This is a genomic window from Bacillus sp. JCM 19034, from assembly GCF_001310635.1.
Classification (GTDB): Bacteria; Bacillota; Bacilli; order Bacillales; family Bacillaceae_D; genus Halalkalibacter.
The window spans coordinates 112714-125264 of record NZ_BAXR01000004.1; the positions used below are offsets into that span (position 1 = coordinate 112714).

The 12551-nt window shown below is 36.9% G+C and carries 12 protein-coding genes and 4 pseudogenes; 5 read left to right on the plus strand and 11 right to left on the minus strand.

All coding sequences use genetic code 11. From position 1 onward, the window contains the following. Positions 1 to 14: 14 nt before the first annotated feature. The 5 genes and pseudogenes from JCM19034_RS08800 to JCM19034_RS08820 all read right to left on the minus strand — a co-directional run bounded on the left by JCM19034_RS08800 (position 15) and on the right by JCM19034_RS08820 (position 4103). A pseudogene (locus JCM19034_RS08800) lies at positions 15 to 478 on the minus strand (VOC family protein). 82 nt (positions 479 to 560) lie between these two features. After that, a pseudogene (locus JCM19034_RS08805) lies at positions 561 to 1429 on the minus strand (metal ABC transporter permease). Next, a pseudogene (locus JCM19034_RS08810) lies at positions 1430 to 2352 on the minus strand (metal ABC transporter permease). It lies immediately after the preceding pseudogene. Then, positions 2327 to 3091, minus strand: coding sequence for a metal ABC transporter ATP-binding protein (locus JCM19034_RS08815; protein ID WP_062048979.1), 765 nt, complete (start codon positions 3089 to 3091; stop codon positions 2327 to 2329). The pseudogene JCM19034_RS08810 and the gene JCM19034_RS08815 overlap by 26 nt, the downstream one beginning before the upstream one ends. Before the next feature lies 1 nt (position 3092). Next, a complete protein-coding gene (locus JCM19034_RS08820; protein ID WP_062048981.1) occupies positions 3093 to 4103 on the minus strand; it encodes a metal ABC transporter solute-binding protein, Zn/Mn family in 1011 nt (336 codons plus the stop codon). 500 nt (positions 4104 to 4603) lie between these two features. Here JCM19034_RS08820 and JCM19034_RS08825 point away from each other — a divergent pair, with 500 nt between their 5' ends. Genes JCM19034_RS08825 through JCM19034_RS08845 form a run of 5 tightly spaced genes read left to right on the plus strand, consistent with a single transcriptional unit; the run spans position 4604 to position 8110 of the window. Continuing rightward, positions 4604 to 4867, plus strand: coding sequence for a hypothetical protein (locus JCM19034_RS08825; RefSeq protein ID WP_156323928.1), 264 nt, complete (start codon positions 4604 to 4606; stop codon positions 4865 to 4867). Next, entirely contained in the window at positions 4813 to 5280 is a 468-nt protein-coding gene (locus JCM19034_RS08830; RefSeq protein WP_062048985.1) for a hypothetical protein, read from the plus strand. The genes JCM19034_RS08825 and JCM19034_RS08830 overlap by 55 nt, the downstream gene beginning before the upstream one ends. Then, positions 5267 to 6109 (plus strand): OmpA family protein, encoded by an 843-nt coding sequence (locus tag JCM19034_RS08835; protein ID WP_197276372.1) that lies wholly within the window; start codon positions 5267 to 5269, stop codon positions 6107 to 6109. The genes JCM19034_RS08830 and JCM19034_RS08835 overlap by 14 nt, the downstream gene beginning before the upstream one ends. A gap of 18 nt (positions 6110 to 6127) precedes the next feature. Then, positions 6128 to 7225 carry a hypothetical protein gene (locus tag JCM19034_RS08840; RefSeq protein ID WP_062048988.1) on the plus strand — a complete coding sequence of 366 codons (1098 nt, stop codon included), beginning with the start codon at positions 6128 to 6130 and terminating at the stop codon, positions 7223 to 7225. Next, positions 7226 to 8110 carry a hypothetical protein gene (locus tag JCM19034_RS08845; RefSeq protein WP_062048990.1) on the plus strand — a complete coding sequence of 295 codons (885 nt, stop codon included), beginning with the start codon at positions 7226 to 7228 and terminating at the stop codon, positions 8108 to 8110. It abuts the gene before it with no gap. Positions 8111 to 8277: 167 nt separating this feature from the next. On the opposite strand, the gene JCM19034_RS08850 is transcribed toward JCM19034_RS08845, so the two are convergent. The 6 genes and pseudogenes from JCM19034_RS08850 to JCM19034_RS08875 form a co-directional block, all read right to left on the minus strand. Then, positions 8278 to 8670 carry a VOC family protein gene (locus JCM19034_RS08850; protein ID WP_062048992.1) on the minus strand — a complete coding sequence of 131 codons (393 nt, stop codon included), beginning with the start codon at positions 8668 to 8670 and terminating at the stop codon, positions 8278 to 8280. A 175-nt stretch (positions 8671 to 8845) separates the two neighbouring features. Beyond that, positions 8846 to 9049: pseudogene (locus JCM19034_RS24785) on the minus strand (iron-sulfur cluster biosynthesis family protein); the annotation flags it as partial. A gap of 123 nt (positions 9050 to 9172) precedes the next feature. Beyond that, positions 9173 to 10003, minus strand: coding sequence for a pyridoxamine 5'-phosphate oxidase family protein (locus tag JCM19034_RS08860; protein WP_062048996.1), 831 nt, complete (start codon positions 10001 to 10003; stop codon positions 9173 to 9175). A gap of 917 nt (positions 10004 to 10920) precedes the next feature. Then, on the minus strand, positions 10921 to 11331 hold the full coding sequence (locus tag JCM19034_RS08865) for a DUF3021 domain-containing protein (RefSeq protein WP_062048998.1): 411 nt from the start codon (positions 11329 to 11331) through the stop codon (positions 10921 to 10923). Further along, positions 11321 to 11785, minus strand: a complete 465-nt coding sequence (locus JCM19034_RS08870; protein WP_062049000.1) for a LytTR family DNA-binding domain-containing protein — start codon at positions 11783 to 11785, stop codon at positions 11321 to 11323. The genes JCM19034_RS08865 and JCM19034_RS08870 overlap by 11 nt, the downstream gene beginning before the upstream one ends. An 18-nt stretch (positions 11786 to 11803) precedes the next feature. Further along, positions 11804 to 12550, minus strand: a complete 747-nt coding sequence (locus JCM19034_RS08875; protein ID WP_062049003.1) for an ABC transporter permease — start codon at positions 12548 to 12550, stop codon at positions 11804 to 11806. Between the last annotated feature and the right edge of the window lies 1 nt (position 12551).

The window sequence follows — 12551 nt, forward strand, 5'->3', positions numbered from 1 at the left end:
TAGCTCATGGCGGGCTATAAACATCTACTGCTTAACTTCCCTTCGATCGTATGTATCTGGAAGCTTACACCAAACTTATCAATAACATTTCCATAAGCTGGGCTGAAAAATGTTTCTTGCAAAGGCATTGTTACTGTGCCTTCATTGCTTAATGCCTCAAACATTGATTTCGCTATATTTTTGTCATCTGTTGATATACAAATGGCTACTTGATTCCCACTTTGATGAGGTTGTCCAGGAAACGTATCCGATAACATCATTTCCGTTTCCCCCACTTTTACAGTAGCATGTAATATACGCTGCTCACATCATCTGCAATTATGAAATCAGGATTTTCTGGCATCTCCCCAAATGTTTGTTTAAAAATAACTTCTGCATTTAAAGCTTCCTGATAAAAACTTATTGCTTCATTTGCATTTCCATCCATCACTAAATAAGGAATCACTCCTTCTTTATTATGTACATTATAGTATGGCATATAATATAGAAAAAATATAATCATACCTCAACTTCGTCATGCTGCCTTCCAAACAAAAATAAGGAACCTATCATTAGGCTCCTTATGCAGCAGCTGGCCGAATATACTTTGCAATCAACCCATGTTTAGGAGAAAAGATAAAACTCACTAAGAAAATTAGACCGGTTGCAAAGGCCATTGAACCAGAGATAGACGTATCAATCCAAGCAGCGATAAAATAGCCCACTATAGCAGAAATGACACCAAATGAACCACTTAGAATAAGCATGACGACTAGCTTATCTGTCCATAAATATGCCGATGCGGCAGGTGTAATGAGCATCGCCACAACCATAATCGCCCCCACTGCATCAAATGAGGCAACAGTTGTTATCGATACGAGGCTCATAAACACGTAATGCATGAAAACAACTGGCAATCCTAAGCTTGCCGCTAACGCAGGATCAAATGACGTGATTTTCCATTCTTTATAGAATACGACGATGGCAATAATGACTATCATTAAAACGATTGCTAACATTGCTGTGGTTGTTGGTATTTTCCCAATGAGCGGGAGTGTCATCGTATGAAATGGAACAAACGTAATCTCACCCATTAATGCGTGTTTCACATCTAAATGTGCATTTCCAACAGATGTTGCAATTAAAATCACTCCAATTGCAAATAGCGTAGTAAAAACGATTCCCATTGCCGCATGAAGTTCGATATCGAGCGAATTTAGCCATTGTACAAGAAAAGCCGTTAGCAAGCCTGCGATAATAGCTCCGATAAGCATGTGCGGTCCACTTAATTCACGTGTAATCATAAAAGCTACGACGATTCCTAGTAAGACGGTATGGCTGATTGCATCAGACATCATCGCCATTTTACGTAAATCAAAAATACCCCTATAAGCCCACAAGATAACCCTACTAAAGAAGCGGTCAAAATAATCCATGCTGTATACGTCATTTATTCCACTCCTTTTTTAATAATACGAGTTTCTGCTTGTTCTTCATTGACTTGCCTTTTATGCTTACGATACTGCAAATGTTTGAGAAGAATTCCTTTTTCTTTTCCAAATATAAGGGATATCGCAAAAAAACTCGCCGCGACAACGACAATAAACGGGCCTGTTGGCCACCCTCTTCCTAACGTACTGATCGCTGTTCCAACTGCTCCAGCTACACCCCCAAAGAATGCCGATAGGATAATCATCCATTCAAATGATTGTGTCCAGTAACGTGCACTCACCGAAGGATAATCATTAACGCTGCAATTAGTATCACTCCAACAGCCTGAATCCCAACGACAATCGTTGTTACAAGCACGATTGTATAAAGAACGTTCATCCATGTAAGTGACAAACCTGAGCCTTGGGCAAAGGACGGATCAAAGAGATAAAGCTTCCACTCCTTAAATCCAATAAAGACAACGAAGATGACAAACAACGCTAGAACTAACATCGTGTTCACATCAGATCGAACCATCGCTGCTGCTTGACCGAAAATAAAATTATCAAGTCCACTTTGATTGCCACCTGCTGTACGATTCGTAATCGTAAGTAGCATAATACCGAGACCGAAGAAGACAGAAAGGATCATTCCCATCGCTGTATCTTCCGTCACTCTAGTAGAGGATTGAATCCACTGAATAAAAAAAGCACCAACTAAAGCACTAATGGCTGCACCTATAATTAAAATAAATAAATTCTTTTGCCCAGTTAAAAGAAAGGCAATGACGACGCCAGGTAGGGCAGCATGAGCTAGAGCATCACTCATCAAGCTTTGCTTTCGCCAATATGAGATACATCCAATTGTTCCTGCTGCAATACCAAGGGTCATTGTGCTAAGTAAAACCCATTGGGTATTAATGCTCAAAAGAGTGGACCACATCGTTTTGCCCCTTCCATAGTAACCGCATGTTTCCACCATAGGTAGCAACAATGTTTTCCTTTGTAAACGTTTCGCTCGTTGTACCGTGATGAATAACGGTTTTATTTAATAAAAGAACATGATCAAAGTAGTCTTCAACCGTCTGTAGGTCATGATGAACAACTAGCACCGTCTTTCCCGCTGATTTTAATTCTTGTAAAGTATTCATTATTGCCCTTTCAGTGGAAGCATCCACTCCAGCAAGAGGTTCATCCATAAAATATAGGTCTGCATTTTGAACTAACGCACGGGCTAAAAAAACACGTTGCTGTTGTCCTCCCGATAATTGGCTAATTTGCCGGTTTGCATACTCCGCCATTCCCATTTTTTCAAGGGCCTCATAGGCTCTTTTTTTATGAGAACGGGATGGCCATTTCAGCCATCCAATTTCCCTATACAATCCCATTGACACAACATCTAAAGCATCCGTCGGAAAGTCCCAATCAACAGAACCACGTTGTGGGACATATCCAACTCTATGTTTTACCTTTTTTAATGGCGATCCAAAGTAAGTTACTGTTCCTGCTAATGCTGGGTGCAAGTTTAATATTGTTTTTAATAATGTTGACTTACCCGCTCCATTTGGTCCGACAATACCAGTTAATGTACCTGCTTTTACCTCAAGGTTCACATCATACAACACGGTATTTTTCCGGTAGGAAGCAGCTAACTTTTCTACGTTAAGTACTGTCTTTTGCACATTATTCCTCTCCTTTGCTTAAGGCAGTATATATCGTCTCAACATTATGACGATACATACCAATATACGTACCCTCCTCTGTCCCTGCTACTCCCATAGCATCTGAAAAAAGTTCACCACCGAGTTCTACCTCAACACCTTCGCTAGCTGCTCCTTCAATAACAGATTGAATACTACGATCATCAATACTTGATTCTATAAAAATAGCTGGTATTTGATATTCTTTAATAATGGCAATGGTCTCATTAATATCTGATACACCTATTTCATCCTCGGTACTTAACCCTTGAAGTCCTATCACTTCCATTGAAAACTTTTCGCCGAAATATCCAAACGCATCATGTGCCGTAACTAGCATTCGATGTTCTTCTGGAATAGAAGTTAACTTTTCAGCAGCCTCTTCATTAAGTTCATCTAATTGCGAGAAATATTCTTGTTTATTTTCTTCAAACAATTCTGCATTATCCGGAGAATATTCCTTTAATTCTTCAACTGCAGATTCTAATGCTTGTTGCCAAAGATCAATATCAAACCAAATGTGTGGATCAACTACTCCTGGTTCCTCCTCCAACAATTGATCTGCAGGGATCACATCACCAATTGCAAGAACAGGTTTCTCTTGTGCAATACTGTCAAATATTTGAACCATATTTACCTCTAAATCAAGACCGTTATAAAAAATGAGATCAGCACGATCGAGAGTAGCAATATCACTTTGAGTCGGATTATATAAATGTGGATCAACAGATGGTCCCATTAAACTTTCAACTTCAACTGCATCTCCTCCGATAACTGATAACGGTTCTCCAATCTGAGCAATTGTCGTTACGACCGTAATCACCTCTGTCTCAGTATCTGCTGCAACATCAATGTCTGTTTCCGTCCCGATCTCTGTTTTCGTTTCTTCATTTTCGCTATCAGTTGATACATCCTCGCTATTGCTACAACCTGCCCCAATTAAAAGTCCACAAGCTACAATAACTCCATACATCCAACCTTTTTTCTTTACCATTTCTTTTGTTCCCTCCATTTTAGTTTAATATAAAAAAGTTTATAATTAAATACATTTGCCTCGGACAACTATATTGCATAAACGAATTAATGTTTCTCTAGGGAAACTTTAATTCAAAGAGGCAAAATTGTCAACACTTTTGTTCACTTAAAGTTCGACAATCTCTTACTCTAATATCAACAATAACCTAAGATTTTGAAACACTTTAAAGAAGACACAACCCATTGTTAGAAAAGTAGAGCCATATATCATATATATCGAATGGAAATTATGTTAATCATTCACCGTTAATTTTTGAAGATGCAGGAAATACGCCTACATAACAGTTATTTTTTTACTGTTTTTGAGGTTTTTTTAAAAAACTATGTAAAAAAGAGCATGAATATTTACTCATGCCTAAAATTATACATTTTGATATGATTAAAATTGGTCATTTTGTGTCATTTTTTGAAAAATTAATCAATGATGTTATTAACCAATCAAAACGAGGAGGTTACGCTATGTATAGGGTCACTCTTACTGTTATTTTACTATTACTCGTTTTCTTCACAGTAGGCTGTGGGGCTCAACAAGAAGCTGGTCTTGACGATGAGGAACATCCAGTCGTTGATGAATCACCTGAAGAACCCAATCCAGAAGTAGAGGGAGAATCGACAGAAGAGCAAGCAGTCGAACCTATTGAAGAAGAGGTCCAATTGAGGATGAATTATTGGATGAAACAGACGAAATCAATGAACAAGAATCCGTTGAAGAAGAGGAAATAACTGATCAACTACGCGATGATATAGGTGATTATAACGTTTATATCGGTGGTGAAATGATCGAAACCGAGGATCAAATCATTATTTATGGAGAAAGTAATTTGCTCCCAGGTGCTCGAATTTTCGGTGAAATTCTCGTTGGAGATGAAGACGACTTAGCCTTTTTTAATGATACATCAGAGATTGTTCAAGAAAATGGAGAATTTTATATAGAGCTAGACAATCACAATTTACGAGAGGAAACCATCGTACGAGTAAGATTCCACTTCGATGGTCAGCAGGATCAAGCAATTATCCGGCATTATGGTGATCGTGGTCAAAAATTAGAAGGCCCTTACATATATAAGCACCAAGCAGATAGGGGGAGGAAAACCACAAAACATTTTCAATCAAGCGATGGTGGTGGCCACATTTGAACCGAGTGAGGAAAAAGCGATTCGTCACTTTAGAGAAGCAAATTGGCACCCTATTCCTGAAGATATAGGTGACACTCGTGTTTGGATTGAAGTTGATGAAATCAATAATGACGGTGAATTTTATTATTTACAAGGCCGAAGTAATTTAAGTGAGGGTGCAAATATTTTTGTTGCATTTGGTAACAGAAGTCTTCAAGATGAAACACGCATTTTGCCTGATGGCTCATTTTATTTAAAAGTTCCTTATGAATATAAGGAGGATTCCGGCTTTACCATTCGTTTTGATCCAAGCCATTGGACACAATGGAATGAAGTGGAGGAAAGATATGGATCTAGAGGGCAGAAGTTAGTTGGTAATTTAGTCGTTCCTGATAAGTATAGTGATAAACAATTCGTTGAGCTATACGTTGAACAAGAATCAACGACGATTGATGTACCTGATAACGTTGAATTAACAATTGATGGATCAGAAGTTACTATGCTAGTCCCAGATAATGTACTATTTGATTTCGATGAATATGAATTAAAGAGTTCATCAAAAGAAACGCTCGATTTAATTGGTGAGACATTAAAGAATTCCTTTAATAAGAAGGACTTCGATATTGTCATTAACGGTCATACAGATAATGTTGGAAATGATCAATATAATCTAGACCTATCGAAAAAGAGAGCAGATGAAGTTCGAAACTATTTAGAAGATCAACTCGATTCAAGCGAAGTGACCTTTACGACGGTAGGATTTGGTGCAGAAAAACCTATTGCTTCAAATGATACAGAGGATGGCCAAGCGAAAAATCGTCGAGTTGAGATTGTTATAAATTTAAAATAATTCTGGAGGCTATATCTAATGTTAAAAAACTATAAGTGGTTAGGAAGTTTACTAATTGCCTTTCTTTTCGTTCTAGTTACTGCATGCGGTACAGACACAAGTGGAAAGGAAGATGACGCAGGGAAAGATGAAGAGGAATCCGTAACAAATGAAGAAGAGGATGCAGCTGAAAACGAAGATTCTGAACCAGAGAGTACAGAATCAGCCTCATTAGGTGATTATGTCATTGATTTTAGTGGACGTGTCATAGAGGAAGGCCAAACGTTTATTATTGAAGGGCAAAGTAATTTAATTCCTGGTTCACGCCTTATCGGAGAAGTACTTGTAGATGAAGGTGAAACTGTTTACTCAGACAGTACGGAGCTTGTCGATGAGGATGGGAGCTTTTATATTGAATTAGATCACCACCAGTATGGTGAAGCAGAAATTGTTGTTCGCATGGACTTTGATAGTGTTCAAGACGATCATGTAATTAGACATTATGGCGATAAAGGCCAAAATTTAGACGGTCCATTTATTTACAGACATAAAGTATTTAGTGATATTTATCAAAAAGCTGAAGCGAAAGTATTCTACGATCCACAAGGTAATAATGATTTAGTCATCAAAGCACCAGAGTGGTATGACACTCCAGAAGATTACGGTGATCCTCGTGTATGGATTGAAGTTGAGGATATTCACGAAGATGGCGAATATTTCTATATCCATGGACGAAGTAACTTATTAGAAGGTAGTGAAATAAAGGTTGATTACCGATATAACCGCGATACTACACAAATTTTACCAGATGGGTCATTTGATTTTAAGTTTGATTATGAATATTTAGAGGATCGGGATATCGTCATTACGTTTGAACCGTACGGTTTCCAATGGAACGAAATAGAAGAAGCTTACGGGGCTAACGGCCAAAAACTAGTTGGTAATCTTGTACAAACTCACCCACATAACTCCAGTAGACAATTAGTTGAAAAAAGAATTCCATGGGATGATAAGCGTTCTGAAAGCAGCAGTAACGAACCGAACACAATGGAAGGTAGCGACGATGACGAGTTAGATGAGCTGGATTTCGAAGAGGACTTCGATGAAGCTGAAGATGTGGAAGAAGACGAGGAATAGGTGACACACATGCTAAATACGTATCAAAGTCGAATCATGTTCTTACTGATTATAGGCTCACTTTTATTGTTAGCAGGTTGCGGCAAATCAATAGGTGACACGAATGTCTATCTCGGTGGTAAAGTAATTGAAAAGGACGATCAGATTATCATTGTTGGTCGAACTAATCTACTTGAAGGTTCAAGAGTAACAGGAACGGTTTTGGTTAACGGGAATGAAGTGTTTTCTGACACTACTGAGCTTGTAGATAATAAAGGGCATTTTAATATGGAGCTAGAGCATCATCAGTATGGAGATGCTGAGGTTGTAATTACATTTGATTTTTATCATAGTATGCAAGAGGAACAAATACTAGAGCGCTATGGTGAAGCTGGGGAATTGATGGAGGGGCCTTATGTCTATTTAGCACAGCATTGGGACCTAGAACGCGTTTATCAAAAAGCCGAAGTTCGTTTGCCACTTCTTGCTCAAGACGAGGAGAGCGAGCATGAATTTAATGAACCAGATTGGGGAGAGCCTCCTGAGGATATTGGTGACCCTCGAGTTTGGATAGAAGTTGATGAAATTACGGAAGATGGAGAATTCTTCTACGTAAAAGGTAGAACGAATTTTTTGGAAGGCAGTGCCTTAACAGGCTTTTATTCAGACAGTTGGGCGCGTGAAGACGAAACGAGAGTAAACCCTGACGGTACATTTGAACTAAAAATTGAATACACATATTCAGAAGAACCGTATTTCACCTTGCGTTTCAGTCCTTATAACAATCAATGGGAAACAATTCGTGAAGCATATGGACGTGACGGAGAAAAACTTGTTGGAAATCTTGTGGAAAGATCAAATTCGTATCAATTTATTGAATCAATTATTGAGTACGAGCAAGATTAATGTTAATTGTGATATCTATATACAAAAATACCTTTGAGAATAAAACTCAAAGGTATTTTTATTTAAATTTCGCTGCTTAAATCGATTAGGCTAGCTCTGTTTAGATACCAACCGTCATTGCAGGTTAGTCATAACAAAATACTTAACCTTAACTTCTACAATATTGTCTAACTCTTATTTTCGAATTCCGTAGAAATTGAAAACGTCACACCAAATTGATCAACTAAGCTACCATAACCTGGGCTAAAAGAAGTTTCTTCAAATGGCATCATTGCTTTTCCACCTAACATTAAAGCTTCAAAATACTGTTTAGATGTATCTACATGATTCGTTGTAATACATACTTCAACTTGATTCCCTTTTTGTATAGGCATCGTACTAGGACTATCCGAAAGCATAAGTACATCGCTTCCTATTTTTAATTTCGCATGTGCGATTAAGTCTTTAAAATCCTCAGATGGCAAATCAGGCATATCCCCATATGAGATTATTTCAATTACCTCAGCACCTAACGCCTTCTCATAAAATTGCAAAGCTTCCTTAGCATTCCCATTCATCATTAAATAAGGCTAATTTTTACTGTTATCACTTTGTCCTCCTTTGTTTTTGTATAAACAGATATTTCATTAGCCTTTATGTAATGACGGGCTAATACAATTATCATACATGCTTAAAACGTATATCACTTCTTATCAATTGCTCACTTTGTGGGGGTATTACATAAATGTAAGCAGCTCATTTGAGCAAACTCAATGTACAACTATATCTCTGATTTGTACTTTTCACGAAAAAACCATTTGCATTGAAGTCGATTACTAAATCGTTTTCCAGAAGCATGGCAGTGGAGTGGTTCGTATAAACAGGAATCCAATTTGTTGAAACATCAACACAATTATCAGGAAGTGTTGATAAATATTGAATATGGATAACTCCATCAAGCGGATTACCACACCCCCCAGTTCATAAGTGATGAAAAGGTAACCCAAACTTGTTTGAAAGCGATCCTCTAATTGAGACACTGCTTCCTTTGTAACATAAATGTCCATTGCTGCTTCTCCTTTCTTATTTCGGATTAAATGGCGACTCATTGATAAAATCCCATTTATACGGTAAACTACTTTGATTTTCTCTGATATTTAAAATGTCATACGCTATCAGCCGCATCGCTCCTGGAAAACGTTGTTTCTCCTCAGTTGTTAACTCCCAAATTATACTTGATTCGCCAGTAAGCTGTAACGTATGACCATGTTCAAAATCTATAAATAACAATCCCGTTCTTTCATTTTCGACTATATTCCCCAATGTATTAAACATCATATTCCCTACATAGTCAGGGTAAATTACTTTCCTGTCATTCATTACTTCTATAAAGCCTGGGTGTCCACCACGATGAGAAACGTCTGTTTTCCCTTCGGAATTAGAACTAGACAGAAAAAATGTATCTGCGTTTCCAATCCATTCCTTTTGGTGATCACTTAACTTTTTACCACCTATACTTGCTAATGTAGTTGGACCTCTTTGTTTGTTTGAATATATTTGTCTCGATTGAATATATTTTGGACAGTTACTATATACTTGCTCTGTTTTTACTTCGACTATATCTTCAGCTATTATCCGAGCAATGCCATTGATTCTAACACGAATTCTCGTAGAAAATTCAATCACAAGCAACCCAACGTTAAAATTAGATTTTACATGGGTAAACCATCCGTCCTTTTTATGCTCCTGAATGTGAATCTGAAGCGTTCTGTCATTGATAACACGAATAAAACCACTTTCACCGCAAATTAAAGAAGACCATAAGTTCCCAATTGAATCAGTCGTACCTATTACAATCATTGGCTGAGATTCTATAAAAAACTGAAAAGGTTCCTCAATAATTGGTTGAATCAATCTTCCTACTGCATTCGATTTTTTTCAACACCAAGCTTAGCTTGAACTTTCCGCTCACCTGAATGAAATACATCCACCTTTTTTCCTCCAATGGTTTTTGAACTGATTGTACTTTTAAAGTAGCGGCCACAACTAACCGTTTATATTGACCTTTAATGGTTAAATTGTAAGGTACTATCTGTAATCTTGTCAACATTTAACCAAGTGGAAACATTTCTATCAGGTTTTCTAGATTAAAATTATTAGTAAATATATTCAATTGATTTAAATGACCTATTAGTAACCTACGATTACTTTTTATTTAGATAAACTACTAGAAATCACTTCTATCTGTTTAATTTTCCTCCTCATTATAATTATCCTTTATAGTAACAAAGTTGAATTCTAATCCTATCAAGCTCAAAAAACAATACATAAAGTCTCGATTACTATTTGGGTTACATTGAAATATGGAAATTGGGGACGACGTTGCAACTTTAACAACCTAAACTTAACTTGTCATACGATGTATTCTGGGGAACTGACTTAAATACATTAGGGAAAGAGTTTGGTATGTATGTCAGTGAATGGACTACCGTACCGAAATCAAATTATGGACATATTGTAGTTAGTGGCCATGGTGATACGGTATTTTAAAATTAGGTGAGCTAATAGAAGGCGATATACTATACGTAAATAACAATGAACAAGAATACCGTTACCGAATTAATGGGAATATGGATCCACTATTCCCGATGATCGAACGGTTATTATAAATAAAGATGATCCAACATTAATATTGAATACATGCTATCCCTTTCAATACATTGGCCCTGCTCAAGAACGTTATATATTACAAGCAGAATTACAATAAAAAAAGTGCACGAAGCCGACTTTCTCGTGCACTTTCTTTATCTCCAATTAACAAAGCCTACTCCCTAATCTTTTTTCGAAAGACTATCATTCAAAGATTCCTCTATTCTCTTATAGTACATATAATACCCCGTAAAAAAAATAGCATAAGTAATTAGAAAGATTAGACTTGACAACAAAATTGCTTGTAACGTTAATGGCACCCATCCAACAGCGAGTGCAATAATTGAATAAAAGCTAATCGATAAGAAAAAATGGATCAGTGTCTGCTTTAATACACTTAAACCATTCTCCCCAAAAATAAAAGAAGACAGCCCAAAGTAAATACCAATTATATTCGAACAAAGCATATATAACCATAGTTCTGAAATAGTCGCTTCTCCATTCGTAAAGTTGACAATTGTTATAGCTATAAAGGTTGCCATACCAGAAAAAGCGATTCCCGTCATAAGTCTTTTTATGACTTCAATAATCATTGCGTTCCCCTCCCATTGCCAATCTATTTTTGATGGGGGTCACATATTTCCTCGAAATATACTCCTTATTGCCAGAGAGAAAGTAAACACATAAATTCCCATTAAAAGACAATTCAAAGCGTTCTATCTGATTCAAATTTCCGATAACTGATTTAGAAAAACGCATAAAATGAAAGGGGGCTAGAATGTTTTCGATTTCATAAAGCTTCATTCTAATCTCGACATGACGATTTTCGATACACGCAAACACTTTTCTTTTTTCCGCATAAATAAAATCAATTTCATTTGGGTCAAGCAAAACAGTTTGATCAGATTCATAACCAAACAAACGCCCTTTTTGATGCTTCCTTTTTATCATCGTAACGATTTCATCCAATTCTTCCGTCCACTCATTCGTTTCAATCGTAATCGATGGTTCATCGTGTTTATCATCAATATCGATGTTTATTTTCATAATCAAGCCCCCTTATTACTACCCTTTTGCACGCTTTAAGAAGTTCGGATAACATAGTAACGCTAGTACAAACGCTATGATGCCATAACCAAACAAAATAACGATTGTTTGCATGAATTCTCCTATCTGCAACGTACCCTCCATTGCCTTTTGGACAGATTGATGCCCCCAATATTGCGGTAAGAACAAACTTATTGTTTGGATGAACTTTGGCATCATATCAATCGGCATCCAAAGGCCACTAAGCACGGCCCCACCTAAGGCAATAACCTGTGTCAAAGCAATCCCCATATTATTTGTTCTCACTATAATTGCTAGGGCCAACCCTAATCCTGTTACTGTAAACGTCAATGCTATGAAAATAATAAGCAAAAAGATAGGCTGCTCTAATGGTACATCATATACAACCTTCCCAAACACGTTTAAAATCAAGATTTGTAACATGACGATGTACATATAAGATACCCATTTTCCCATCAAATAGCTATACGAGGGCAATGGGGTACTAGCCATCCTAGCAACCATGCCAATATTGCGATCCTTAATAAACGATTCAGTCATTGATATCATAATAAAGAAAATAAACATAATTGTATACCCTGGCACGATTGATAATATTACTTGATTTCTCTCTACTTCATTAGTACCGGAAGTGAAAACAGCTATAAATAAAACTGTAAAAACAATAGGCAAAATAAGTGCCCAAAATAGTAAACCTCGATCTTGAATGTTTTTCTTCAACTCTAAATTCATAATCGCATTCATT

Excerpts from the sequence above, each read along its gene's own strand:
- JCM19034_RS08820 (WP_062048981.1), bottom strand. The coding sequence starts at position 4,103 with ATGGTAAAGAAAAAAGGTTGGATGTATGGAGTTATTGTAGCTTGTGGA.
- JCM19034_RS08825 (WP_156323928.1), top strand. The coding sequence starts at position 4,604 with ATGTATAGGGTCACTCTTACTGTTATTTTACTATTACTCGTTTTCTTC.
- JCM19034_RS08840 (WP_062048988.1), top strand. The coding sequence starts at position 6,128 with ATGTTAAAAAACTATAAGTGGTTAGGAAGTTTACTAATTGCCTTTCTT.
- JCM19034_RS08850 (WP_062048992.1), bottom strand. The coding sequence starts at position 8,670 with ATGATGAATGGGAATGCTAAGGAAGCTTTGCAATTTTATGAGAAGGCG.
- JCM19034_RS08865 (WP_062048998.1), bottom strand. The coding sequence starts at position 11,331 with ATGATTATTGAAGTCATAAAAAGACTTATGACGGGAATCGCTTTTTCT.
- JCM19034_RS08870 (WP_062049000.1), bottom strand. The coding sequence starts at position 11,785 with ATGAAAATAAACATCGATATTGATGATAAACACGATGAACCATCGATT.
- JCM19034_RS08875 (WP_062049003.1), bottom strand. The coding sequence starts at position 12,550 with ATGAATGCGATTATGAATTTAGAGTTGAAGAAAAACATTCAAGATCGA.